Source organism: Shewanella sairae, assembly GCF_023283535.1.
In the GTDB taxonomy this organism is placed as follows: Bacteria; Pseudomonadota; Gammaproteobacteria; order Enterobacterales; family Shewanellaceae; genus Shewanella; species Shewanella sairae.
Genome location: NZ_JAKILT010000013.1, coordinates 49,242 through 75,634, shown reverse-complemented (window position 1 = coordinate 75,634; position 26,393 = coordinate 49,242). Strand labels below are relative to the sequence as shown.

Below are 26,393 nucleotides of genomic sequence, written 5' to 3'. Positions count from 1 at the left end.
TTATAATCATGTATTTAGGGCTTTTTGATCTGTCATTGGCTTGCAAGATCAAAAGGTCCTATCTAAGTCAGCGGTTAGCTCATCGAGCTAAAAACACTCAAACTTAGCAAACAGAGTACAACGAATTGTTAACCTTTGGAAAGGCTAGAAAACAAACTAAAGTAGGCAGATGAAAAGTTGTCATGGCGTTTGTAGCGCCATGACAATTATTACAGCAGGCTTTCAGCAAAGTTAATTTTGCTGCGTGCGCAACTTAGCGAACAGGGTGGCGCGGAAGTTTAAAAGAAATGATAAAGGTCAGAAATAACATGCCCGCCGATATAAACAAACAAGCCGCGAGTCCCGCTTGTTGATATACCCAACCTGACAGTATGGTACCAATTAATCGGCCCATGGCATTCGCCATATAGTAAAAGCCAATATCTAATGACACACCATCATCACCAGCGTAGCTCACGATTAAGTAGCTATGCAGCGAGGAGTTAATGGCGAACACCGCGCCAAATACCATTAGCCCGACAATCAAGGCAACCTCTGGTGCAACCCACCCCGTAAACATGACTAACGCTAACGCCGCAGTAACAGCTGTGAGCACACCAACCCAGAGTGTCGCAACCTTGCCGTCTGGACTATTTTTACGCGAGGTTATCTTTGGCGCCACAGATTGCACTATGCCGTAAGCGATAACCCATAACGCTAAAAATGCGCCAACACTACTATGCTCCCAGCCAAGCTGGCTAGCTAAAAACACCGGTAAAGCAATCACAAACCAAACATCTCTGGCCGCAAATAGGAATAACCGCGCCGCCGAAAGGATATTCACTTTCTGGCTTTTAGAAAATATTTCAGTGAATTTGGGTTTAGATTTAGCTTTGCCTAAATCAGCTTTTAAACTAACAATACTGAAGATCCACACCAACAACAAAGTCGCAGCCATAATCGCAACAGCACCGGCGAAACCTGCAGTTGATAGCAGTAGCCCCCCTAAGAAAAAGCCTGCACCTTTTAAAGCATTCTTAGAACCGGTTAGCATGGCTACCCAGTGATAAAGCTTATCTTCAGCACCTTTTGGCACTAAGGTTTTGATCGCGCTTTTGGCGCTCATTTTATTAAGATCTTTAGCGATCCCTGACAATGCCTGCGCCGCCATCACCCAAGGTACAGTAAGCATTGCGCTTGGTAGCAACAGCATCGAAAGCGCAAGGATCTGTAATCCAAGCCCGATATTCATGGTTCGGTTAAGACCTAACCTTGCACCAAGCCAGCCGCCAACGAGATTAGTGATCACGCCAAAGATCTCATAGAACAAAAACAGCATGGCAATAGCGAGAGGTTGATAACCTAAGTCGTAAAAATGCAGCACCACCAACATGCGCAGCGCGCCGTCAGTAAGGGTAAATGCCCAGTAGTTCCCAGTAACGATTAAATACTGCTTAATACTCTCAGGCAATGAATGAAGTTTTTTTAGCACGATCAAACCACCTAAACCATTTACTTACGATTTTAAAATTAAAGCGTTAAGAGCAATGCCCCCTCAAATAGGGCCCCTGCAACAATTAAATACTGCTTAATGCTATCAGGCAATGAACGAAGTTTTGTTAGCACGGCTTATTCTCTATATGAAAAACATTAAAATAACGGATGCAATGCCCCTCAAATAGGGCCCTCGTAACAATCAACTACTGCTTAATGCTATCAGGCAATGAACGAAGTTTTGTTAGCACGACTTATTCTCTATATGAAAAATATTAAAATAACGGATGCAATGCCCCCTCAAATAGGGCCCCGTAACGATTAAATACTGCTTAATGCTATCAGGCAATGAACGAAGTTTTGTTAGCACGATCAAACCACCTAAACCAATTACTTACGATTTTAAAATTAGAGCGTTTAGAGCAATGCCCCCTCAAATAGGGCCCCCGTAACAATCAACTACAGCTTATTCTCTATATGCAAAGAATTCATATTCTAAGGATCGATCAAAAGGGCCTAGGACGCTGCGCTACTTGGAAAAAGCTAGAACAGCAAACTGACTCAGTCTGGCATCATCTTAGCTTGATGGGCTAAAGCCCAACCTACAGTCAATGTACTATCTTTTCTTTACCGTAAGCGAAGCGTCCTGGTTTTCCTTTAAGCCTGATCCATCTTACCTACCATAATGGCAAGCTCGGCAGTTCGGTTAGCGTAGCCCCACTCGTTGTCATACCAAACATACAACTTCACTTGCGTGCCATTCACCACCATAGTCGAAGGTGCATCGATAATGCTTGAGCGCGGATCGGTTTTATAATCAACCGACACCAACGGGCGCTCTTCATAACCTAAAATACCTTTTAACTCGCCCTCAGCAGCTTCACGTAGCAGTTGATTCACTTCAGCTTCAGTAGTGTCACGATGTAGCTCAAACACGCAGTCGGTAATCGAGGCATTAGCTAACGGAACACGTACCGCATGGCCATTTAACTTACCTTTTAGCTCAGGGAAGATATGAGTGATAGCCGTTGCACTGCCCGTCGTTGTCGGGATCAAGCTTAAGCCACAGGCACGGGCACGACGTAGATCTTTATGGGGTGCATCTAAAATCGTCTGGGTATTGGTAATGTCATGGATAGTGGTCATCGAGCCGTGCTTGATACCGATCTTCTCATGGATCACTTTCACCACAGGTGCTAAACAGTTAGTGGTACAAGAAGCAGCCGTCACGATCGGGTGAATCGCCTTGTCATATAAGTCATGGTTCACGCCCATCACGACATTAAGTACCCCGTCTTCTTTAACAGGCGCGGTAACAACGACTCTTTTAACACCTTGATCCAAGTAAGCTTGCAGTAAACCTTTGGTTTTCATCACGCCAGAAGCTTCAATCACTACATCGCAGCCAGACCAATCAGTATCTGCGATCGCTTTATTGCGCGTAGTGGTAATACGCTGACTTCCAATTACGATATCAGAGCCGTCTGCCGTTGCTTCTTCTGACCAACGACCATGTACTGAGTCAAAGGTTAATAGGTGTGCTAATGTATTTGCATTACCGGCTGGATCGTTGATCTGTACAAATTCAACATCGCTATTATGCCAAGCCGATCTTAATGCTAAACGCCCCATTCTACCGAAGCCATTGATACCAATTTTGATTGTCATAATCATCTCTCAACCTAATTTTAAAGGATGTAAATAAACTCTGTTATTCAACCAGCTCGCAGCGTTATGACCCGAGCTGATTGCTTAGCTCTTAATTAACTGCTTGCTTCATCTTCGGCAAACAGATGGCGACTGCGATTAGCGATTGCCACCAATGACAGCATTACCGGCACTTCAACTAACACACCGACTACAGTGGCAAGCGCCGCACCTGAGTGCAGACCAAACAATGAAATGGCTACCGCTACCGCTAGTTCAAAAAAGTTAGAGGTCGCAATCATGCAAGCTGGTGCAGCCACTTTATGAGTCAGTTTCATTTTCTTAGCAGCATAAAATGCAATAAAGAAAATACCGTAAGTCTGAATTAATAACGGGATTGCTATCAACGCAATGTTTTGCGGCTGGGCAATAATGGTTTCTGCTTGAAAGCCAAATAGCAGCACCACAGTGGCTAACAAGCCCACCATAGACCAAGGCTTTAACTTAGCAACAAATGCATTTAACTGAGAATCATCGCCCTTTTTCTGCAACAGATGACGAGTGATAGCACCTGCAACTAGCGGCAATACCACATATAAACCAACAGATGACAATAGCGTAGCCCATGGCACCTCAATGTCACTAACGCCTAGCAGTAATGCCGTTATTGGCGCAAAAGCGACAACCATAATTAAGTCGTTAACCGACACTTGCACTAAGGTGTAATTTGGATCGCCCTTGGTAAGTTGGCTCCAGACAAAGACCATTGCAGTACAAGGTGCAACGCCAAGCAAGATCATACCGGCGATATATTCACTGGCCGTGGCAGGGTCAACTAAATCAACAAAGAAAACCCTGAAGAATAACCAACCTAATGCCGCCATTGTAAAAGGCTTAATTAACCAATTAAGCACTAAAGTCAGCACTAAGCCTTTGGGGCTTTTACCCACATCTTTGACTGCTGAAAAGTCAATTTGCACCATCATTGGATAGATCATTACCCAGATCAGTACAGCTATCACTAGGTTAACGTGGGCGTATTCGAGCCCAGCAACCACCGCAAACGTATCTGGAGATAAATTACCCAGAAACACACCTGCGAGGATGGCTAAGCCCACCCACACACTTAAATAACGTTCGAAAATACCCATAATCTTTGGCCTATTACAATGATGGTGGCACTCAGTTACAACATGAGTGCTTAGCAGTTAGCAGCAGTTTTTAACTCTTTCAGGACGGTCGCCCATCTGCTGTAAGTTAGTTAAATTTTCGCTAATAAGATTGGCCTGCTCCTTAGCCAAAGTTTGCATAATCTCACTAGCCCAACTAGGCAGCTGTGGATTAATGCAGTAAAAAATCCACTGACCCTGACGTCTATCAACCAGCAAACCTAGTTTGCGCAATTGTGCTAAATGGCGTGAGATTTTTGGTTGGATCTCTTCAAGTGCCGTCATTAGCTCGCAAACACACAGTTCTGACTCAGCCTGGATCAGCAATAAACTGCGTAGTCGCGTGTCATCGGCCAGCGCCTTAAAAAACGTTAAAGGTGTCATCTCAATTTCTCGATATATTAAATGTACGAAATATAGTATATACGAAAAATGATATATATGATTTTTCATATATTCAAGTATTAATTTAATTTACTAAGTAAAAGATCCCATTGCTCATAACAAGGATCCTAGCCAAACATTTAAGATCCAATTACTTATGGCCTTTAATGCCAATCAGAATAAAATTATCAAACATAAATTTTAGCCAATAAAAAAGGCTTCCCGAAGGAAGCCTTAATCAGCATTTAACTATCAGTATAAAGCTGCTTAGTTACCAGCGATCTTCATCTTATCCATTAAGATCCCACCAGTACGAATTGATGAACGCAGATCTCTATCTTTAGCCACAGCAACAATATTCTTGTACATATCTTTAAGGTTGCCCGCAATGGTGATCTCTTCTACTGGATACAAGATCACGCCATTTTCAACATAGAAACCCGCTGCACCACGAGAGTAATCGCCGGTCACAGTGTTAACGCCTTGGCCCATTACTTCAGTCACAATCAAGCCAGTGCCCATCTCTTTAACTAACTGATCAAAGGTTTGCCCTGTTGTAGATAGCGTCCAGTTATAAATCCCGCCCGCATGACCTGTGTTAGCGATGCCAAGTTTACGTGCAGAATAGCTAGTCGTTAAATATGTTGCCAAACGACCATTATCGATAATGTCACGCGCTTTAGTCGCAACACCTTCACTGTCGTAAGCCGCACTTGCCAATGCCCCTACAAGTAATGGATCTTCATGGATGCTGAACCAGTCTGGGAAAACTTGAGTATCAATCGCATCCAGTAAGAAGCTCGACTTACGATACAGGCTACCACCACTGATCGCACCGACTAAATGACCCATTAAACCGGTAGCGATTTCAGGCGAAAACAGCACAGGTAGCTGAGTTGTGGCGATCTTACGTCCACCGAGTCGACCCGCGGTTTTCTCTGCCGCTTTACGACCAATTAACTCTGGTGCACACATCTCATTAAATTTACGCGCAACGGTATAGTCATAGTCACGTTGCATACCGCCTTCGTGCTCACCAATGGCGACACAGCTAAGGCTGTAACGAGAACTACAAAAACCATTTAAGAAACCATGGCTATTACCATAAACCTTCACACTAGTGTGGGCATTCGCACTGGCGCCATCAGAGGTTTGTACACGTTTGTCAGTATCTAGCGCCGCTTCTTCAGCTAATATAGCAAGGCGAGTTAACTCTTCTGGCGATATATCTTGTGGGTGATACAGGTCAAGATCAGGAAACTGAGTCGCCATTAACGATTTGTCAGCCAAACCATTAAATTCATCGGCAGAGGTAAAGCGCGCAATATCATTAGCTGCTTTTACCGCTTGCTCAATCGCAGCTTTACTCAAATCAGAAGTCGATGAACTACCTTTGCAGCCATCTCTAAAAACGGTAATCCCTAAGGCACCATCTTTATTAAATTCAACAGTCTCAACTTCTTTCATTCGCGTTGAAACCGACAAGCCTTGTTGCTTGCTTATGGCAACTTCTGCACCAGAAGTGCCCAATGTTTTTGCGTATTCCAGCGCCATTGACACAGCGTCTTTCAGGGAATCCAATTCAATATCAATGCTAGGTGAAGACACAGTTCTACTCTTTAATTGTCGGCAATGGCGCTAGCATAACAAACCCAAATGCCAATCACATTAAATAATCCCATGCAGGCAAGCATAATGACTTTAGCAATTGCTAGAAAAATAACCGCTAAACAAGCGCTAAAACTCATAAGAAAGCATGCTACGGTCAAAAATAGGAAAGGAAATAACCAAGTTTAGATGTTATTATTAGCACAGAATTTGTAAGAGATTGTAGATATGAAGATTGTCGGTGACTCAGAACACTTCCACCAGCCCTATGACAAAGATGACAACTACGAAAGTAGAGCGGACGCTAAACGCGAAATCGCCATCTATCAAGAATATGGCAATAGATTAGTAGCACTTAGTAAGAGCCAAGTAGAAAAGCTAAACCTTGATGAAACGCTTTACGATAATGTCTTGAAAGCTAAAACAATCAAGATTAATACTGAAGCGCACCGTCGTCATATTCAGTACATTGGTAAGCTAATGCGCTATGTCGATCTCGAAGAGCTAGAGATCGCAATTAAGAACGTGTTAAACCAAAACAGTAACGAAAGTGCTAAAACTAACGTTGCAGATAAGACTCGCGATCAGCTAATTGCTGAAGGCGACTCTGCTGTACAAGCGCTTATCGAGCAGCACCCTGAATTTGACAGACAAAAGCTACGCCAGCTAGTCCGTCAAACTAAAAAAGAGCTGACGAAAAACGCTGATATCGAAGCATCTAAGACAGCGAAAGAATTAAGTAAGTATTTACGTAACGAGATCAAAGATTAATCGTTACATATATAGACATTATCGCTATATAACCCCACAATAGCCCCTTAAGTTTTTACCAGACTTAAGGGGCTTTTTTTGGTCTGTTTATCTTGACTTCAGCCCTCCTAGAATCCTGTACAAAATTTGTAGCACAAGGAATATGCACATGCGCCTGCCCCAAAAACTGGCCACTCTGCCATTATCTATTATCTGTCTATCGTTATTAGGTGGTTGTAATGGCTCATCTGACGAAAGCACCGATACCGATAACGGTGGCACATATAGCCTATCGGTAAGTTATAAAACGGTTGTCAATGGAGCATGTGCTGAACCCACTAATTCACTTAGCTTTGCAGCTAATGAATCTTTTTGTGCGGTAGCCAATCTCAAGCAAGGTAACAGCAACCGCAGCGGCAAGCTGATTAGCTTTTCAGCTAGTTTTGGCGAACTTTCAAGCAGCACTAAATTAACCAATGAAAACGGCCAAGCCGAAGTTATTATTAGTAACGCTGAAAATGCTGAAGGTGCAGGCACACTAACGACCGACTTTACTGAAGGTGACAATAACGCCAGCGCAACTCGAAATTTTGAATTCACTTCAACATCGAATCCATCAGAGCACAAGTTCAGCTTAAATAGCGCAATCATAAACGGCACTCTTGTAGTCACTCAGTTTAAAGCTGAAGAAACTGTACAACTACAAGCAACCTTTTTAGATGAACAAGGCCAAGGCGTCGCGGGTAAAATGGCGACCTTTACAGCCGGTAACGCCAGTTTAAATCCAAGTTCAGCATTAACCAAAGACAATGGTATTGCGCAAGTGAGCTATACCGCTAGCGAAACCGAACTTGGTGCAGCAAACTTTTCAGTGACCCTAGAAAATGACGGTAAAACCTACCAAAGTTCGGGTCTCTACGAAGTATTAGCCAAGGATGCTGTCAGTGATGATGGCGTGATTGTTATCGGCCATTTTTCAACAGATGGTAGCTTTACTGAAAACCTACTTGCAACCACCTTACCTGATGACAAAACAGTTAGCGCAGGCGGTACATTTGGCGTCACTGCGGACTTAGCCACCAAGAACGATGATGGCACCTATACTCGCTTGCAAACACCAACAAGCGTGAGCTTCAGCTCTAGCTGTGTACTTAGCAATGATGCCAGCATCGACTCACCTGTCACTACACTTTCAGGTACAGCAAGCTCGACGTTCCAAAACACTAGCTGCAGTGGTAATAGTCAACGCGATGACCAAATTACAGCGTCTGTGGTTGCAGGCAACCAGACCGTTTCAGCGACCTTAGATTTCTCTCTCGCAAGCCAAACCTTAGCGAACCTAAGCTTTATCTCTGCCGAGCCAACATCAATCCGCATCCAAGGTGCTGGCGGTACAGGTTCAAGCGAGTCATCACTTATCACCTTTAAAGTGGCTGATGCCAATGGTCAGCCTATTGCCCAGCAAACCGTCGACTTCTCGCTTGATACTACTGTGGGCGGCATTACATTCGCCAATGACAGCATTACTACTAGCAATACCAGTAACTCGGCAGGTCTAGTTAGCGCAACAGTACTATCAGGCACTATGCCTACGCCGGTGCGCGTATTAGCGACAGCAACAGCTAATGGCGAGTCTGTAACAACCCAGTCAGAACAGCTGACTATTAATACTGGTTTACCACAACAGCTAGGCTTTAGCTTATCGAGCAGCTTGTTTAATCCAGAAGCGGGCAGTCACAACGGTGACGTCGTCTCTATTACAGCGTATGCATCAGACAGCTTTGGCAACCCAGCCCCAGATGACACCACGATTAACTTCACCTCTGAAGGTGGCCAAATTCAGCCAAGTTGCGCCACAGTAAACGGTACTTGTAGTGTTGAATGGACTGCTGCAGACCCACGAGTGCCAGATCATCGCATCACAGTATTAGCTTACGCCTTAGGCCATGAAACCTTCTTCGATACTAACGGTAATAACGTATTTGATGATGAAGATGGCACAGCTGTAGCGGCAGCTTGTTTAAAAGCCAATGGTGATGCGGTTGCATGTTCAGGCAATGGTATGGATATTGAGACATATCATCCTCAAGGCTTTAGTGATTTAGGCGATGCCTTCCGTGATGATGATGAGTCATATTCACACACCCCCGGTGAGTCATACTTTAATACCGAATCAAAGGCTGAATATAAGTTAGCTGATGGAGTATTCAATGGACCTCAGTGCACCGGGAGCTTATGCGGTAAAGACCAAGCTAACAAAACCTACATCCGTAAAGCGCTTATCATGACTATGTCAGGCTCTACTGCGCGTTTTGAAGTACACCAAGGTAACAACCCAAAACCTTTCTACAGTGATATTGCAGGTACAGACCTAGCAGAGCTAGAGCCTATTCCAGCAGGAGACTTTTCAATATTCCATGTGCGTTTCTTCGATAGCGCTAACCAGATCCTACCGAAAGGTACCATTATCACAACGACGGCTAGCAAAGGTGAGTTGGATGCGGACCCTTATGAAGTACGCAACCGTAATAGACGTGGTGGCAGCAGCACTAGTTTTGTATTAACCAATGATATTGACCCAACAAGCACTGATGAGCCAACAAAAATCAGCCTAGTATCTATTGAGTCAGAAACACCTAAAACGATAAAGTCCGGTATTTTATTTAGCGTTGAGCTATCAGCACCAACACCTTAATGACTTAAATTAAAGCAACTTAGTCGCTAAATATTAAAAGCCCGTGTTCAACTTAATGAACACGGGCTTTTTAATGTTTATCTACCGAGATTGAGCAAGGTTTAGCTTGCCGATTTATCAAAGTATTATTCTCAGATAAACCCTTAACTCAAGCTTCAGCATAAACCTGTCTATTCGCATCAATATCAGCTATCAACTAGCTAAACGGAGCGTTAACTTACAGCTTTTAAACGATTAGATGTGCCCCAATAAGCCAAGCTAAAGAACACTATAACCATCGCCCACAATTGCAGCCATTGCGGCATAATACTCTGCCACGATGCGCCCATTTGATTTAGCTCTAACATTGCCATAATCCCCGGTACAGCAGGAACGACTTGCGAAAAAGCCACCACAGCCTCAGGAATAAGCGCTGTTGGCCACACAAAGCCTGACACAAACAATATCGGCATCGACACCAGTAGTAATACTTGGGTCGGCAGATCGCGGCGGGTAAACAGGCTACTAAACGCGATCCCTGCAGCCGTAGTCGCCAATAAGAATGGCAACATCAATAACGCAACTTGGCCAATGCTTGCTTGCAAGCTCACATCATACCAATAGTAACAATACCCCACGTAGTAACTGCTGAGCAGGCTATAAATCACCATAAACGCCGCCATACGCCCACAAACTAGTTTAAACGGGCTGACCTCACGCCAATAGCCTTTATGCTGCCACTGGCTTGCGCCAAGAATGCTAGTACCAATCAACAAGGTTTGGTGCAGGATAAGTAAAAACAGCCCCGGTACAATATACGGTGTATAGCCTAAGCTTGGGTTAAACGCTGGAATACTATTGAGCTTAACCACATTAAGGCTTTGCTTTACCGCAGTTGCATTTTCGCCTTTAGCTAACATGCCTAACCGCTGGATATTCTTACCCGCATCTATACCTGCAGAAATAAGCCCTTCAGCCACCGCCGAGTAAATCAAAAAGTAACTGGCATCTCCGCCATAACTTAAGGTCACGCCACTACCTAATAGTAAATCGCGTCTAAAGTCTGCAGGGATCACTAACAAACCGTGAGCACGACCCGTCTCAATCCAGCGCTTCGCTTCATCTATTGAACCCAGCTCTGCTATCACCTTAATCTTAGGGCTGGCATCAGCATGGCGGATCAGTTGCCGACTAAGGGATGAGTGATCATGATCAATCACCACCAACTGTTGCTCGGTAGGAACTTGATGCAAATACGGTAATGGATACAAGATTGAATAAAACAACACGCCACCAAATACAGTGATGACGATTGTTTTATCTGCTAATACGGCTTTAAGTTCAGCCCAAATAAGTTGTAAGAAGCTCATTGTTATTGCCCCTTAATCATCGGGCTAATTTCAGCCTGTTCATTAACGGCTGGAAAACCTTTTTTAGCAAAAATACTGATAGGTATTAATAACAACAGGAAGCCCCAATAACTGAGTAAGTGCGGCAGGCTAGCAATCAGGCTTTGGCCGTAACTGACTACCGCTATATGGGTTTCAATATAATGACTCGTTGGCATAATCACTCGCCACCACTGGGCGAGTTGTGGCATTTCATGGGTTGGAAATGTCACGCCCATAAATGCAAAGGCTGGTGCAAACATCGCAGTACAAAAACTTATCACTCGAGCGCTATCTTTAAGGGCAAAGAAGATCGCCAACACCATCAACCATACCGCAAGTAGCATCACCGTTTGAGCAATCAAAAGTACCGCGATACTGCCAGCAATGGGTAAGCCAAGATACACGTAAATAAGCGCGAGAATAAAGCCGCCATGGAGCAAGACTAATGGCGTGTAAAATAATATTTTAGCGCCAACCACTTTCCATACGCCTAATTCATACCACTGCGCAGTGGTGTTCCAGCGAAGTTCGCGGTTTAGGCTATTGGCAAACACCATCATAGCCACCAGCTGCAACAGCGCAATGAGAACCGGCGGCACTAAAAAGCCCACATAGTTATTGTTGCGGTTAAACAATGCAGTGGTTTGGCTGCTCACCGGGTTTAAATTAACCGCCACTCTTTGCATTGGCACCCCTGCCGCAAGCAATTTAAGCTCGCCTAAGGGCTTTAAGCCATCAGCCATACTGGCCTGTAACTGGCTTGATAATAACTTACCCACCAGCAAGAATTGGCTGTTATATCGAATATCTATGGTAGGTGTTTTTGAGGTTAATAAATCACGTTTGAGACCATAAGGCAGCACTAGCAAAGCATAAACTTCACCTTGCTGCATTGCCGCCTCGGCGCTCGGGATCCCTGTATAACTAATTGGTTTAGTGACCGGATTAGCTTGCAGCTGCCGCGCTAATGCGCGGCTGGTTTGACTGTTATCTAAATCAACCACTGCCACGGGTAACTGCCTCGGCAGCCCCGCACTAAAAAGTAACCAAAGAGCAATAATGCTGATTAGCGGAATATAGCTTATTAACGCCAGCTGCCAAGGATCGTCTTGCAGGGCGGTGAACTCTCGTTTGAGCGCCTTTATCAAAGCCTTGCCCTCTCAGCTCTTAAAGCGTGAATAACACCGACATTCCAACCCGTAGATCTTTTATTGCCTCGTTCGGGCGCAGCTCTACTTCAAAGGTACGCATATCAAAGTCATGACCACTTTCAGTTGCACGCCAAGTCGCAAAATCACCCATCACCGAAATATGGCTTACGGTAAATTCGACTTGCTGCTCAAGTGCAGGAATATTCAGCTTGAGGACATCACCTTGCTTAAACTGCTTTAATTGATCTTCACGTACTTGGAACACCGCCCAAGCATCGCTCATATCAATTAAGCTCACCACAGGGAAACCACTTGGTGCTAGCTCACCCGCTTGTAACAATACTTCGCTGATCTCACCGGTTTTAGGTGAACGCATTTGGCTATCAGCCAAAATCGCTGTGACTTCGTTAACTGCACCTTCTGCCATGCGAGCATTACCTGCAGCAGCGGCTTTGGTTTCCACTCGTGCACCTTCATCGGCCATTTGATACATAGCCAGTGCTGCTTGCTCGGTGTATTTAGCCGCTTGCCACTGGGTAAAGGCCTCATCACGCTTTTGTCTCGCCAAAACGCCTTCATTAAACAGGACTTCTACCCTGTCAAAGGTAGTGCGCGCTAATTTTGCTGCCGCTTGCGCCTTGAGCCACTGCTCTTTAGACGCTGCAATTTGTTGCTTGCGCGCGCCGTTGTCCGCCTCTTGCTGCATTGCTAGCGCTGCATCACGGCCGCCTTCAGCTTGCATTAGCTTAGCTTTTAGCTCTGGGCTGTAAATGGCATAAAGTAGGTCGCCCTCATTAACCTTGTCACCACGTCTAACCAGCACTTCTTCTACACGTCCTGGTACTTTAGAAGAGACGTTATATTCACGCGCTTCAATTTGGCCTTGCAGTAGCTGCGGCTTAGGCGTGTAAGCTAGGATTAATCCATATACCAAGGCACCAACTAATATGATTAATGCCGCTGCGGCTAAAATACGGTTAGAACGCATTCGCTTCCCCTTGCATGATACTTCTACCTATAAATTCATCTAGCTGACCGCTAATCGCCATCAGTCTTGCGTATGCCTGTACATATCGATACTGCGCGCCTAATTGCTGCGTCGCTACCGCATTCAATTTAAGTTCAGCATCGACCTTTTCAATTGACGTCGATAGTCCCTGCTTAAAGGCGATATCTCTAAGACGTTTATTCTCTTCAGCCAAGCTCATAGACGTATTGAGCGACAATACCTCCTCTTGAGCTTGCAACATCTGCCGGTAACTTTGATCAAGCAGTAAGTTCAGATCTTGTTGAGTCTGCGCTTTGGTATATCTGGCTTGTAGGAGTGCACTTTGCGCCGCTTCTACTTTGCCACTGCGACCATCTCGGCTAAGTAACGGCATAGTGAAGCCAACTCCTAGCATCCAATCTGGTTCAATTTGGGAAAACAAGCTGTCATCTTCATACAAGGTGTAGTTACCGTAGAGGAATACTGTTGGCAGATAACTGCCCTTTTCAACATCTACTAGACCTTGAGCTTGAGCTTCTTTTGCTTCAAGCAGCTTTAGTGCAGGGTGTTGCTTCATCGTTAGCTGGGCTAACTGCGGTAACGAAGGTGAGCTATTTAGCATAAACAGCGGCGATGTAGTGTCGATTTCTCTTTCATGCAGCATGCGCGATAATGCGATCATAGCCATTTCAGATTGACGTTTCGCACTACCGTAACTGACGCGAGCATTTTCTAATGCGACTTGGGCGTTGAGGCGCTCAACTTTAGCGATTTGCCCTTGCTGTTCCAGCTTTTGCGCATGGGAGGCGTGTAAGGTCAGTGAATCAACCAACTCAGCTTGAGTGTTTGCGAGTGCTTGAGTTACAGCAACTGCGTAGTAGCGATCAACAAGCTGTAAAAACAGTTCACGACTGGTGAGTTTTAGTTGCTGCTCTTTTTCGGCAACGTGAGCTTCATGGATCCCCTGAGCTGCAGAGATTTTGCCGCCGGTATAAATCGGCCACATCGCTTGTAAGCTAGAGCGGAAAATATCTTGCTCAGTGAAAGGGGTAACAAATAAGGAGCCAGGGATCCCGGCCAATGCTCCACCAAGTGCAGGTGGCAATGTAGCAGGATCAAGTGAGGCTAAAGGGTTGAGATCGCGTAGATCCAACTCAATCGGTTTTTCTAAGCGAGTGTAGCTACCAGTCAAGTTAATCGACGGCAAATTCATATCTTCACCGGCTTCGCGTTCAGCTTCTGCGCGGTTAACTTCTTGCGCCCCCGCTTGCAGTTTATCGCTGACTTTCATCAGCTGCTGCCACGCCTCGTCAAACGCCATCGTCTTAGCTTGGGCAGTTAACGGCAAAGTAAGTAAAATCGCACACAGCAAACGTTTCATCAGCACCTCTAGAGCTTTTACTCCAATCCCATTGGTAGATACTATCATTGCTAAATATAGCAAGCTAGGATTTAGGCGAAACTCTCATCGCTAAATCCTAGACTAGACTGAATTTTTTGCTTTACGCCGCTCAATATAAAACTTGAACGAGGTTGCTAAAAAGCACTCTAAATTAAGACCAGTACTTAATCCGCTTGTGATTAAGCGGTACCGCCAACGGTTAACTTATCTAGCTTCAATGTTGGCTGACCGACACCAACTGGTACGCTTTGACCGTCTTTACCACAAACGCCAACGCCTTTATCTAAGGCAAGATCGTTACCTACCATTGAGATCTGACTCATTGACTCAGGACCATTACCGATTAAGGTTGCACCTTTAATCGCTTGGGTAATTTCACCATCTTCAATCAAATAAGCTTCAGAAGCAGAGAACACGAACTTACCAGAAGTAATGTCCACTTGACCGCCACCAAAGTTAGGCGCGTAGATCCCTTTCTTAACCGACTTGATGATCTCGGCAGGATCTGACTCACCGGCTTCCATATAAGTATTGGTCATACGCGGCATAGGCAGGTGAGCATATGACTCACGACGACCATTACCGGTTGATTGCTCGCCCATCAAGCCAGCATTAAGCTTGTCTTGCATGTAGCCTTTTAAGATGCCGTTTTCAATCAGTACCGTCTTTTGCGTTGGTACACCTTCGTCATCAATCGTTAATGAGCCACGGCGGTTGGCCATGGTGCCGTCATCAACAACGGTAACTAACTCTGACGCCACTTTTTGGCCCACTTTACCGCTAAAGGCACTGCTGCCCTTGCGGTTAAAGTCACCCTCAAGACCGTGACCCACAGCTTCATGTAGCAGTACGCCCGGCCACCCCGCACCAAGTACTACTGGCATTTCACCTGCTGGCGCATCAATCGCGTGTAAGTTCACTTGCGCTTGGCGCACCGCTTCGCGAGCAAAGGAAAAGCAATAGGGTAGCCCATCATCGCCATCCTCAAGCAATACGCTGTAGTCATGACGACCACCGCCACCTGATGCACCACGTTCACGCTTACCGTCTTCTTCTAGAATAACGCTACAGTTAAAACGCACAAGTGGGCGAATATCAGCTGCGAGTGTGCCATCGCTTGCTGCCACTAGAATCTCTTCATGTACACCGGATAAACTCACAACCACCTGAATAATACGGCTGTCTAGGCTGCGAATATAAACATCCGCCTGCTTCAAAAGCTCAATCTTTTTCACTTCTTCCATCGCAGCGATTGGATCTGAGCTAATGTAAAGCGCCTTGTTGTCCTGCTTTTTCCAAGCATTAACCTGCGCATTGCCACCCGCAGTTGCGATGCCACGTGCAGCTGTTGCTGCCGCCTCTAGTGCTACTGGCGTAATTTCATCGGCATAAGCAAAGCCGGTTTTTTCGCCTGTGATAGCGCGAACACCAACACCACGTTCAATATGAAAGCTGCCGTCTTTAACTATGCCGTCTTCCAGCACCCAAGACTCATGGCGACTTCCTTGAAAGTAAAGATCTGAGAAGTCAATTTGATGCTCATGGATACGCTTTAAATAGCTCTGTAGATCATCTAATGCTAGCCCATCTTGTAATAGGCTTTGTCCAACTTGAGTTAAAAGTGACATCTATTCTCTCTTAATATTATTTCAATAAAGTGTTGCCGACTAAGTATGCTGTCTACTTAGTTAGGCTAAATTAGGTCGTGTTGCTTAATCTAAAATCAATTACTTAAGCTGTGGTAATACAAACCGATTATGGTTAATCACCGGCATTTTGGCGCGAATATCTTGTACGCTTTGCAGATCAATCTCCGCCTGTAACCAACCAGTGCCTTCCTGTTTTTGCGCAATAACCTCACCCCACGGACTGACTATCATACTTTGTCCCCAGGTCTCGCGGCTACCTTGATTATGCTGGCCCCACTGAGCGGCACCAAAGATAAAGCATTGAGTTTCAATCGCCCGCGCTTGCAATAAGATTTGCCAATGCGCTTCACCAGTGACTTTAGTAAATGCCGCCGGCAGCGCTATCATCTCTGCGCCCGCCTCTCTAAGTGCGCGAAATAGATCAGCAAAACGAATATCGTAGCAAATCGCCAGTCCCAGCTTTCCCATTGGCGTATCGACAACCACGATACGATCGCCAGGGCAAAATGCGTCACTTTCGCGATACTGCTTAGTGCCGTCACTGACCTCGACATCGAATAGGTGCAGTTTATCGTATTGACCTAAAACACTGCCATCGGCAGCAAAAACATAGCAGCGATTATAAACGCGGCCATCTTCAGCCAAAATAGGGATGCTACCTGCAACTAAAACCACTTGATACTTGGCAGCCAATAACTCCAACGCTTGTTTTAATTCGCTGTCGGCAGCATGAGCTGCGTATTGCAACTGCTGGCTCTCTTGGCCACCAAATAATAGGCAGCACTCAGGCAGTACAACAAGTTGTGTTGAATTATTTTTGCTTAACAGCTTAAGCTGCGACTCGATAAACGCTAGATTGTCGGCTACGCTGCGGCTGCTTTGACATTGCAGTAGGTTGACTTGCATCTAACTCTCCCTGTTGGCGATTATCTTCAGCAGCTGAACTATCTTCAACAACTGAACTTGGCAATATTGCAGGCGCAATCAGCGTTTCAGCGTCTTGTGGCTCTGTCACTAACACTGGCGGAGTTTTGTTAACGCCATCATTAGCCGCGGCCTGAGGATTAACAACATTCGCAGCCGCTTGCTTGTTTGATGTTAAGTTTGCGCTATTGCCGCGATTAAGGCGAGATTCACTACGACCAAATTGCGTATCAGGCGGTGTCACCGCTTTAAGCTCAACACCTGAGGCTGTAATATCTGCAGGCGTATTAACTGGCGGGACGCTGGCATCATGACCATTGATTTCGCTATTTTCATTAGATGAAACTTGCGGCGTTTGAGTGCCTGTCTGCGACTCTTTCTTCGGTAAAATAGACTCAGGGATTTCAATCTCTTTACTCTTACGCTCGAGTTCTTCCAGCTTTGGCTCTGACATAGTGCCAGTTAGTCTGAAGCGGATCTCTGAAATCACTTCAATCACAGGCTCTAGTACTTTAGTTAATGCAAACGCGCCGAGTCCGAGTGTCCAACCACCAGTACTCAGTAGCACAACCGTTGGTACGCTTGAAGCCAATTGCGGCACAAAGCGAATGTCATAATTTAAACTTTCGCTCATCAGATCAGTATAACCCCGCACGCGCATATTACCCGCTACCGCATTCATCTCAGTATCAGTCGTTTTGACTACGCCGTTATCAATTTTTAACGTGCCAGTAAAAGAGTCGAAATAAAGCCCTTTACCGAATACATCGGAGAAATCTAACGACAGCTTACGCAGTAAAGAATCTAAACTGAATAAGGAAAAAATACGTGCACCTTTATCACTGACTTCTGACAAGTGACCTTTGCCTAAGTCAAAACTCACATCGCCATTGAGAGTCTCAAGTGAAAACGCATAAGGTGCGCCAGTCCATGAAATATTAGCTTTCACAGCGGTTGGCGCATCCTTTAACCCTGGATCTATGCCTAGTTGCTGCGATAAGAAGTCAAACTTGGTCGCATCAAGACTCAATTGAAATGAAGTTAAATTTTTACCTTCAGACATATCCCAGTCGCCCTTGCCTTTTAATTCAACATTAGGCGTGGTCATCGATACGGTTTGGATCTGATACTTATTACCATTGGGCGCACCTTGGAGTACAAGATGCCCCAATGATTTGCCATAAAGTGCAAAATCATCGACATCGACAGCCAATGGCGGCAGATTTGCCATAATGGTATCAGACTTATAATGGGCAGTTTCTTCTGTACGTGGCTCAGGCGCCATATGGAACTTAGAAGCAACAATTTTAAGACCTTGATTGACCCAGTCTGGGTAGAAATCAATACGCCCATCAAACTCTTGCGAAGTAATATCAAAGCGCCACGCATGCTCCGTTGGCTCAGCACTAAAATGAAGCTCAGCTAAAGGCTGCCCCATTAAATCGAAACGATTAAAATCTGCATCAATTGAAACAAGAGCCGGGAAGAAGTTTGCAGCTCCAGCTAGATTAACCGCTGACTCGTTAGACGTTTGCTCTGGCTTCTTTTCGGCGACAAAGCCTTCAATGATCGGCAGCCAAGGCGAAAACTCCGTATCGTCGATATCAATTTGCAAATGACCTTGGCTTTTACGCAGCATATCGCCCGGCTTAAATAGACGCCCGAGTAATATGTCATAGTGGGCAAGTGCATTACCTGAGTTTGCGTCAAAGCCACCCCAAAATTCCATTTGGTTATCCAGCTTAATACCTAACGACGCTTGTTTGTTGTCACCAATAAGCTCGGCAACTAACAGCTTAGTTTGATCAGCACTTTTAGCAAAAGGCCTTGGCAAATTAAGCTCGGTTCCTAACAAATCTGACTCGACTCGCGCTTGGATGCGGTAACCGATAGGATCGAAGATCAGCCTTAAATCGCCAATCCAATTAGCTTGCCCCTTATAGTAGTCACTTAATGGGTTATGCAGTTCTTTAGGTAACTCAGCTAATTGCCATTGCCCCTCTAAATCAACGTTTACACCATAATTTTGATTCATACTCTCAGTATCGAAGCTAAATTGCAGCGGTTGTTGATACATAGTCGCACTAAAACCTGAGCCGCTAACGACATCATTAACAAACTGCAGCTGGCCTGTAACCTTGTCGAGTTGGATCCCCGGCTCAGTAATATAAACTGGTGTATCTTTAAAATTAACCGTGCCTTTTATGACTTCAGTTTCGCCATCATAAAGCGGAATACTAAGGTCAATCTTACCGGTGATATCACCCGAGATCTGCACCACATCAAGTGTTGCACCAACAGAATCAACTAAAGGCGATTGTTGAATAACTTCATTAGCAGCTTCTGCTTGAGTAGCCAGATCGAGCTTCACTTTTAATAAGCTTTTTTCGCCTAAAGCAGGAATACCAATATAAGCACCACTGGCATTCACATCTAGCAGTTGTCCTTGATTGATCCAAAGATCCATCGCCGCGTTTTCAAACAAGGCTGAAAGGTTCAATTGATCGACGGCTGGCCAGCTTGGTTCAAATTCAAAAGTGGCATCAGTTAAAGTAAAGCCCGCCTGAAAAATACCATCATGGCTTGCATAGGGATAATTGCTAAAAGCCCCGTGCCAAACCACCACAGCATCATCGCTTTTACCCGCTTGCAGCGCTGTAGTTAAATAACTAACCAGCTCACTACTCATGCCCTTAAGTGGGAAATAGTCATGTATGTTCGAAACATCATTAATGTCGACATCAGCGAGTAACGCCATATGCATGGCATCGGTAAATTCAAGCCTTACCCCGGCTTTAATATCTAAGTCTTGATTACTAAAATGTACTTGAGGAAGCGATAAAGCTGAGTCAGATAAATTAAAATCACCACTAAAGCTAGCGCCTTGTATATTAAGTGGAGCCTCAAAGCCACCATCAAAATCAATTAGATAGTTTTGCTTCGGTAGATTAAAGCCTATTTCTGTATCAACATAGCTAATGTTTGCATCAAATGGTGCAAGTCCAGGGATGCCGTTATGTGCAGCCCAAGCAACCTTATCCAATTCCAATGAAACCTTAGGTGGTTGATATAAATTTTGCCATTGGGCGTTGATATCTTTTACCTTTCCCATCGGCTTTAACGATTGCCAAGTCTGCAGCGTATCTAGCCCAATTCCAGGGATTAGCGGCAGTAAAGGCAACAACATATCCAGCTGAAGTTGACTAAGCTTGGCACTAACACCTTGCTCTGTTTTGTGAGCCATCAATGACAGCGCGGGCCAAGTGAACTCATTAGTCGAAAAGTTCAATTCATGGCTGTTAAGATGCCAGCCTTCCGCCTCTGGTTGCCAAACAAGTGCGCCAGAATTAATGGTAAACTTTTGCTGCTCCCCACTAAGGAACCACTCTAACCAACTTGGTTGAAACTCAGCAGTTACACTGTTGATGCTGCGGTTCGAAAAACCGGCCCAAGCCTGTAAGTTGACCACACCTTCTAAAGGCAAGCTTTTGCTCTTGTCATATGGATTAGGCTGTCTTGACGCCCACTCGCCAATATCCAGCGAACTAGCTGCGAGATAAAATTGCCCTGCGATTGATTCGGGGCGGTAACCACTTCCTTTTAGATCAACACTCAATGCCAGCTTTTCAACTTCAGATGCCTCGTGATCGAGAAATAGTTTGCCTTCACCGCGATGACGGTTGTGAGTATTTCGCCAACGCATATCTTTAATGAAAATCGGTCGATAATCATGGCGTTTGCTGAGCAATTGAAATCTTGCATCCGTTATAGAAAATCGATCTAACTGCTCAAGTAGCAACTTATATAGCCAATCAGTTTGCATTTGACTGCTTGAGTCTTTTGGGGTCATCGCCTGTAAACGATCAAGATCTAACGCCACATTTACACCATCAAAAATAACATCTTCAATTTGCGGCGAAGCGGTAACTAGAGACTGCCAAAAATCAAACTTAACATGCACTTGATTGAAAAGCAGAGTAACTGGGAGGTTTTCTTGAGCAGGCAATACGAAGTTTTTAACCGTTAAGGCAGGGCCGTACGCCTGCCATTCTGCAGCAAGCTTCCCCACTTCAACTTCAACGTTATATTCAGACTTTACGAAGCTAATCAGCTCCATACGAACCTGATCAAGTTGCGGCAGTAAGCCTCTAAATAGGCTTACTGTTAACGCAAATAGCACTAAAACGATAGCAAGAGATTGCCAACAAAAACGTGCAAGACTAAAAGAGCGCTTTTTCGGCGCACAGGTATCTGATGGCACTACATTATCACCACATCAAATTTATTCTGTGCATACATAGGCTCACTTTGCAGTCGCACCCGCTTACCAATATAAACTTCAAGTTCGCCAAGTAGATGGCTCTCATCGCCTTTTAGGCTCTGATAAACCGCAGGTGCACAGTAGACTAAAAACTCATCGGCATCATAAACACGGCTCAAGCGAATTATCTCTCTGAAAATTTCATAAGATACGGTTTCAACTGTCTTGAGGTTGCCGGTGCCTTGGCATGCAGGGCACTCACCACAGAGTACATGCTCTAGGCTTTCTCGAGTACGTTTTCGCGTCATCTCCACCAGCCCTAGGCCTGAGAATCCGCTGATATTAGTTTTAACTCGATCGTTGGCTAAAGCGCTTTCTAAACTGGCAAGCACACGTTTTTTATGTTCATTATTAAGCATATCGATAAAATCGATAATAATAATGCCGCCTAAATTACGCAGTCGCAGTTGGCGGGCAATCGCGTGCGTTGCTTCTAGGTTAGTATTAAAGATGGTTTCTTCTAAATTACGATGACCAACAAAAGCGCCGGTATTAATATCAACCGTGGTCATTGCCTCGGTTTGATCTATGATCAAATAGCCACCTGATTTTAGCTCAACTTTACGCCCGAGCGCTCTTTGCACTTCATTTTCAACGTCATACAGATCGAAAATGGGGATCGGTCCATTATAGTGCTCTAGTTTTTCAGCAATTTCAGGCATGAACTCTTGCGCAAATTGTTGTAACTCTTCATAGGTCTGCGCCGAATCAACTTGAATTTGATCTAGCTCAGTACCAACAAAGTCGCGCACAATGCGCACTGGCAGCGCTAAGTCTTGATATAACAAAGAAACGCCGCGGCGCTTACGGCGCTCGCTAACTTTAGCCCACACGCGTCGTAAAAAGCCTGCGTCTTGGATTAACTCATCTTCACCGGCGCTTTCTGCCGCTGTGCGAATAATAAAACCGCCGTCATCATCAACGAATGGCTGGGTAATTTTCTTTAAGCGGGCACGGACAGCTTCTGACTCGATTCGCTGAGAAACCCCTACGTGGCTCGAACCAGGCATAAATACAAGATAGCGTGAAGGTAAGGTGATATCTGTTGTTAGGCGTGCGCCTTTTGTGCCGAGTGGATCTTTTACCACTTGCACCATAATGTCCTGACCTTGCCTAACAAGCTCAGCAATATCACGCACAACAAAGTTGCCCTTTTCAACGTCAGCAACACACTCTGTATGCGGCACAATATCTGAAGCATGTAGGAATGCGGCTTTATCTAAGCCGATATCAACAAAAGCTGCCTGCATACCGGGTAGTACTCGACTGACTTTGCCTTTATAAATATTGCCAACCAAGCCACGTTTCATACGTCGCTCGATATGAACTTCTTGCAGTACACCATGCTCCACTAATGCCACTCGAGCTTCTGTAGGTGTTACATTGATTAAGAGTTCAGAGCCTATTTTTTTCTGCACTCTGTTTTGCGCGAATCGACTTCTACTCACAACTCACCCCACTTAGGGAAATAGCTAAATTAAAAAAGGATTTGGCGTAGATTGTGATCTGATAAATGAGCCAATTTTGATTCATTTATCAGTAATAGTCTGCTTTCAATGTGTTATATAGCTGGGCGGGTAAGGCCTATTTATGACTCTATTTATTGCTATAAAACTTGCATCTCACACAACAACGCACGGGTTTCTACCAAAGGTAACCCTACTACCGCGGAATAACTGCCCTCGATAGCTTCAACAAAATTTCCACCTAACCCTTGGATCCCGTATGCACCGGCTTTATCCATAGGCTCACCCGTTGCGATATAAGCTAAAATATCGGCTTGGGTTAACGTGCAAAATTGCACTTGAGTTGTCACTAATCTGCTTATGGTTTTGCAACCATCAGTTAGCGCAACTGCCGTCATCACTTGATGACGCTTTCCTGAAAGGCTTGCCAGTATTTCCGCTGCATTTGCGGCATCTGTTGGCTTACCTAAAATCGTATCACCTTGTACAACAATGGTGTCAGAACCCAACACAACGGCATTTTTAGCTTCACCGTAAAGTGCTAAACCTGCTAACGCTTTCTCTTTAGCTAAGCGCACAACAAAGTCTGTTGCTGACTCACCGGCTTGATGACTTTCATCAATATCAGCAGCTAAAATCTCAAATTCAAATGGCGCTGTATTATTAGTGCTTAAAAAGCCTAATTGACCTAACAACTCTTTACGACGAGGTGAACCCGAGGCAAGGACTAACTTCATAATAAGTACCTTTTCGATTCTAGCTCAGTTGGCTTGCCCAATAATTAATTAGGCTGAGCAAACCTAAGCAAACAATTAAGATTGACCGTTATCGAACCTTATATAGACGTCTTACACGGCGCAGGATCCAAAAAATCCACGGCCACATAACTAGGCTCGAAATTGCAGGGTAAAACAGACTAATATCAAATACAGCGCTGTCGGCAACAAATTGGACCCAAAATACCACTAAGTTATAAAGTGCGACTTGCATCGCCACAACCAGTGCTTGTTGCCACATAGGGAAGTTACGCAAACGCTGAAAATGCAGCACCACAACGTACACAACCACTGACATAGCAAAGGCTCGAATGCCTAAAGTCGCTCCAAGCAAGATATCGAGCATCACCCCAAGTATCCATGCTGTTAGGATGTTATATCTATGAGGTAATGCCATCGCCCAGTAGATGATAACCAATAATAACCAGTCTGGACGCCAAGCTTCTACCAGATCTGGCAAAGGCATGATCTGAAATAACATCGCCACTAATAGGCTTAACCAGACCACCCAGCGGCCATGTGCCACATGTAAACTCATGGTGCGACCTCTTGATTGGCTTTCATCGCTTCCACCACCCCTTTTGGCGGTAAAAGTTCGCCTTCTTCAGACTCAACATCTGGCCAAAGTAATAATAAATAACGAATTCTATCTAGAGCGGCTAACGGCTGTGCAACCACAGTGGCATAACTCTTACCATCGTCTTTTTCTACGCTCATTACCCGAGCAACTGGGTAGCCCTCAGGAAAGCGTTTACCTAACCCTGATGACACCAACAGATCGCCAACCCGCACGTCGGTACTCTTGGCCACATGCCTAAGCTCTAATTCATCAAGTACACCCGTACCCACAGCCATTAGACGTACATCATTACGAGTAATTCTGACAGGAATGCCATGGGTCGTATCCGACAACAATAGAACTCTGCTAGTTAATTCACTCACCTGAACGACTTGACCAACCACACCTTGAGCATCGACCACCGGCTGACCAACAAATACACCACTGCGTGAACCATGATTAAGGACTACATACTGATGGAAAGGATCGCTAGCTACTTCCATGACTTCAGCCACGACCTTTTTTGCATCCATATGTACTGGCGAGCCTAGTAACCCACGCAGACGATCGTTTTCTTGGCGTAGATGCTCAAAACGCTGTAAGCGCTCACTCATCAGTAATTGATGACGCAGTAACTCTTTATTTTGCTTGGCTAACATATTGCGAGTAGCCAAACTTTCAGCAGAAAGATCCAGCAGTGCCCCGGGGATATTCGCAACGTATTGCAAAGGGCTTAATAGCGAAGAGAGGGAGTTACGCACAGGTTCAAGCCTGTCATTAGCGACAAGCAAAATCACCGACAAAATTACAGCCAGTGTTAGTCTAAATTGATTGGATATTCCGCGAGCAAAAATAGGCTTCATAACAAACTAGGGCGGTTGAAAACCGCCCTTTTTAACCGTGGTTAGTTTTCTTCAGAGAACAGGTCGCCGCCGTGCATATCGATCATCTCTAAAGCTCTACCACCGCCGCGAGCCACACAAGTCAGTGGATCTTCAGCGATCATCACTGGAATGCCCGTTTCTTGCATTAGTAATCGGTCTAGATCGCGAATCAATGCTCCACCACCCGTTAGTACCATACCGCGCTCAGAAATGTCTGATGCTAGTTCTGGAGGTGATTGCTCTAGCGCAACCATAACCGCACTCACAATACCCGAAAGAGGCTCTTGCAGCGCTTCTAAAATTTCATTGCTGTTTAGGGTAAAGCTACGTGGTACACCTTCAGCAAGGTTACGACCGCGCACTTCAATTTCTAGCACTTCATCACCTGGGTATGCAGTACCGATTGTGTGCTTAATACGTTCAGCCGTTGCTTCACCGATTAAGCTACCGTAGTTGCGACGCACATAGTTGATGATTGCATCATCAAACTTGTCACCACCAATACGTACAGAAGACGAGTAAACCACACCATTTAACGAAATGATGGCAACTTCTGTGGTACCACCACCAATATCAACAACCATAGAACCGGTTGCTTCAGACACAGGCAGACCTGCACCAATTGCTGCAGCCATTGGCTCTTCAATCAAATACACTTCACGAGCGCCAGCGCCCATTGCCGATTCACGAATTGCACGGCGTTCAACTTGAGTTGCCCCAACAGGAACACACACAAGAACGCGTGGACTTGGGCGAAATACGCTGTTGTTGTGAACTTGCTTGATAAAATGCTGCAGCATTTTTTCTGTGACATAAAAGTCGGCGATAACGCCATCTTTCATAGGACGAATTGCTTGAATGTTACCCGGTGTACGACCTAGCATTTGCTTTGCTTCAGTACCGACGGCCGCAACCGACTTCTGACCAGAACCGCTTCGCTCTCCACGAATAGCAACCACTGATGGTTCGTTTAGTACAATGCCTTCTTCACGGACGTAAATTAGCGTATTTGCTGTACCCAAATCGATCGAAAGATCATTAGAAAAAATGCCGCGTAGCTTCTTGAACATGTAACCAGCCTGTCTATGTGGAATCGTAGAAAAAAGAAATCAGGTAACTTTATCACGCTTCTTAAAATCCACAAGACCAGAGAGGTTAACAATTGCTAATGAAACCG

19 protein-coding genes are annotated in these 26,393 nt (G+C 45.0%); 2 read left to right on the top strand and 17 right to left on the bottom strand.

Features of this window, described 5'->3' with window-relative positions; all coding sequences use genetic code 11:
* Nucleotides 1-253: 253 nt before the first annotated feature.
* From arsJ to pmbA, 5 genes are all read right to left on the bottom strand, one after another.
* Nucleotides 254-1,471 (bottom strand): organoarsenical effux MFS transporter ArsJ, encoded by a 1,218-nt coding sequence (arsJ, locus tag L2748_RS07685; protein WP_220778774.1) that lies wholly within the window; start codon nt 1,469-1,471, stop codon nt 254-256.
* A 659-nt stretch (nt 1,472-2,130) separates the two neighbouring features.
* Nucleotides 2,131-3,141: an ArsJ-associated glyceraldehyde-3-phosphate dehydrogenase gene (locus L2748_RS07680; RefSeq protein WP_220778775.1), complete on the bottom strand. Its 1,011-nt coding sequence runs from the start codon at nt 3,139-3,141 to the stop codon at nt 2,131-2,133.
* 95 nt (nt 3,142-3,236) lie between these two features.
* Nucleotides 3,237-4,271, bottom strand: a complete 1,035-nt coding sequence (gene arsB / locus L2748_RS07675; protein ID WP_220778778.1) for an ACR3 family arsenite efflux transporter — start codon at nt 4,269-4,271, stop codon at nt 3,237-3,239.
* Nucleotides 4,272-4,328: 57 nt separating this feature from the next.
* Nucleotides 4,329-4,673: a metalloregulator ArsR/SmtB family transcription factor gene (locus L2748_RS07670; RefSeq protein WP_220778782.1), complete on the bottom strand. Its 345-nt coding sequence runs from the start codon at nt 4,671-4,673 to the stop codon at nt 4,329-4,331.
* A 267-nt stretch (nt 4,674-4,940) separates the two neighbouring features.
* Nucleotides 4,941-6,281, bottom strand: coding sequence for a metalloprotease PmbA (pmbA, locus tag L2748_RS07665; RefSeq protein WP_220778783.1), 1,341 nt, complete (start codon nt 6,279-6,281; stop codon nt 4,941-4,943).
* Nucleotides 6,282-6,509: 228 nt separating this feature from the next.
* Between pmbA and yjgA the strand changes: the two genes are divergently transcribed.
* Nucleotides 6,510-7,052 carry a ribosome biogenesis factor YjgA gene (gene yjgA, locus L2748_RS07660; protein ID WP_220778785.1) on the top strand — a complete coding sequence of 181 codons (543 nt, stop codon included), beginning with the start codon at nt 6,510-6,512 and terminating at the stop codon, nt 7,050-7,052.
* Between the two features lie 148 nt (nt 7,053-7,200).
* Entirely contained in the window at nt 7,201-9,726 is a 2,526-nt protein-coding gene (locus L2748_RS07655; protein WP_220778787.1) for an autotransporter outer membrane beta-barrel domain-containing protein, read from the top strand.
* A 212-nt stretch (nt 9,727-9,938) separates the two neighbouring features.
* Here L2748_RS07655 and L2748_RS07650 read toward each other — a convergent pair whose 3' ends face one another.
* The 12 genes from L2748_RS07650 to L2748_RS07595 form a co-directional block, all read right to left on the bottom strand.
* Nucleotides 9,939-11,075, bottom strand: coding sequence for an ABC transporter permease (locus tag L2748_RS07650; protein ID WP_220778789.1), 1,137 nt, complete (start codon nt 11,073-11,075; stop codon nt 9,939-9,941).
* A gap of 2 nt (nt 11,076-11,077) precedes the next feature.
* On the bottom strand, nt 11,078-12,244 hold the full coding sequence (locus tag L2748_RS07645; RefSeq protein WP_220778791.1) for an ABC transporter permease: 1,167 nt from the start codon (nt 12,242-12,244) through the stop codon (nt 11,078-11,080).
* A gap of 19 nt (nt 12,245-12,263) precedes the next feature.
* Entirely contained in the window at nt 12,264-13,235 is a 972-nt protein-coding gene (locus L2748_RS07640) for an HlyD family secretion protein (RefSeq protein WP_220778797.1), read from the bottom strand.
* Entirely contained in the window at nt 13,225-14,616 is a 1,392-nt protein-coding gene (locus L2748_RS07635; protein WP_220778798.1) for a TolC family protein, read from the bottom strand. The genes L2748_RS07640 and L2748_RS07635 overlap by 11 nt, the downstream gene beginning before the upstream one ends.
* A 200-nt stretch (nt 14,617-14,816) precedes the next feature.
* The gene (tldD, locus tag L2748_RS07630) at nt 14,817-16,265 is read right to left on the bottom strand and encodes a metalloprotease TldD (RefSeq protein WP_220778804.1); all 1,449 of its coding nucleotides are present in this window, start codon (nt 16,263-16,265) and stop codon (nt 14,817-14,819) included.
* 99 nt (nt 16,266-16,364) lie between these two features.
* The gene (locus tag L2748_RS07625) at nt 16,365-17,192 is read right to left on the bottom strand and encodes a carbon-nitrogen hydrolase family protein (RefSeq protein ID WP_220778806.1); all 828 of its coding nucleotides are present in this window, start codon (nt 17,190-17,192) and stop codon (nt 16,365-16,367) included.
* A complete protein-coding gene (locus L2748_RS07620) occupies nt 17,116-21,471 on the bottom strand; it encodes a YhdP family protein (RefSeq protein ID WP_220778808.1) in 4,356 nt (1,451 codons plus the stop codon). The genes L2748_RS07625 and L2748_RS07620 overlap by 77 nt, the downstream gene beginning before the upstream one ends.
* A complete protein-coding gene (rng, locus tag L2748_RS07615) occupies nt 21,471-22,937 on the bottom strand; it encodes a ribonuclease G (protein ID WP_373317172.1) in 1,467 nt (488 codons plus the stop codon). Before rng ends, L2748_RS07620 begins: the two co-directional genes overlap by 1 nt.
* A gap of 200 nt (nt 22,938-23,137) precedes the next feature.
* Nucleotides 23,138-23,734, bottom strand: coding sequence for a Maf family protein (locus L2748_RS07610; protein WP_276516259.1), 597 nt, complete (start codon nt 23,732-23,734; stop codon nt 23,138-23,140).
* A gap of 88 nt (nt 23,735-23,822) precedes the next feature.
* The gene (gene mreD, locus L2748_RS07605; RefSeq protein WP_220778813.1) at nt 23,823-24,311 is read right to left on the bottom strand and encodes a rod shape-determining protein MreD; all 489 of its coding nucleotides are present in this window, start codon (nt 24,309-24,311) and stop codon (nt 23,823-23,825) included.
* A complete protein-coding gene (gene mreC / locus L2748_RS07600) occupies nt 24,308-25,195 on the bottom strand; it encodes a rod shape-determining protein MreC (protein ID WP_220778814.1) in 888 nt (295 codons plus the stop codon). The genes mreD and mreC overlap by 4 nt, the downstream gene beginning before the upstream one ends.
* Before the next feature lie 41 nt (nt 25,196-25,236).
* Nucleotides 25,237-26,286, bottom strand: a complete 1,050-nt coding sequence (locus tag L2748_RS07595; RefSeq protein WP_012156947.1) for a rod shape-determining protein — start codon at nt 26,284-26,286, stop codon at nt 25,237-25,239.
* Nucleotides 26,287-26,393 lie beyond the last annotated feature (107 nt).

What these genes read in the sequence shown, in the direction of transcription:
- L2748_RS07680 (WP_220778775.1), bottom strand. Translation starts at nt 3,141, where the DNA reads ATGACAATCAAAATTGGTATCAATGGCTTCGGTAGAATGGGGCGTTTA.
- arsB (WP_220778778.1), bottom strand. Translation starts at nt 4,271, where the DNA reads ATGGGTATTTTCGAACGTTATTTAAGTGTGTGGGTGGGCTTAGCCATC.
- L2748_RS07670 (WP_220778782.1), bottom strand. Translation starts at nt 4,673, where the DNA reads ATGACACCTTTAACGTTTTTTAAGGCGCTGGCCGATGACACGCGACTA.
- yjgA (WP_220778785.1), top strand. Translation starts at nt 6,510, where the DNA reads ATGAAGATTGTCGGTGACTCAGAACACTTCCACCAGCCCTATGACAAA.
- L2748_RS07655 (WP_220778787.1), top strand. Translation starts at nt 7,201, where the DNA reads ATGCGCCTGCCCCAAAAACTGGCCACTCTGCCATTATCTATTATCTGT.
- L2748_RS07650 (WP_220778789.1), bottom strand. Translation starts at nt 11,075, where the DNA reads ATGAGCTTCTTACAACTTATTTGGGCTGAACTTAAAGCCGTATTAGCA.
- L2748_RS07640 (WP_220778797.1), bottom strand. Translation starts at nt 13,235, where the DNA reads ATGCGTTCTAACCGTATTTTAGCCGCAGCGGCATTAATCATATTAGTT.
- L2748_RS07635 (WP_220778798.1), bottom strand. Translation starts at nt 14,616, where the DNA reads ATGAAACGTTTGCTGTGTGCGATTTTACTTACTTTGCCGTTAACTGCC.
- tldD (WP_220778804.1), bottom strand. Translation starts at nt 16,265, where the DNA reads ATGTCACTTTTAACTCAAGTTGGACAAAGCCTATTACAAGATGGGCTA.
- L2748_RS07625 (WP_220778806.1), bottom strand. Translation starts at nt 17,192, where the DNA reads ATGCAAGTCAACCTACTGCAATGTCAAAGCAGCCGCAGCGTAGCCGAC.
- L2748_RS07610 (WP_276516259.1), bottom strand. Translation starts at nt 23,734, where the DNA reads ATGAAGTTAGTCCTTGCCTCGGGTTCACCTCGTCGTAAAGAGTTGTTA.
- mreD (WP_220778813.1), bottom strand. Translation starts at nt 24,311, where the DNA reads ATGAGTTTACATGTGGCACATGGCCGCTGGGTGGTCTGGTTAAGCCTA.
- mreC (WP_220778814.1), bottom strand. Translation starts at nt 25,195, where the DNA reads ATGAAGCCTATTTTTGCTCGCGGAATATCCAATCAATTTAGACTAACA.
- L2748_RS07595 (WP_012156947.1), bottom strand. Translation starts at nt 26,286, where the DNA reads ATGTTCAAGAAGCTACGCGGCATTTTTTCTAATGATCTTTCGATCGAT.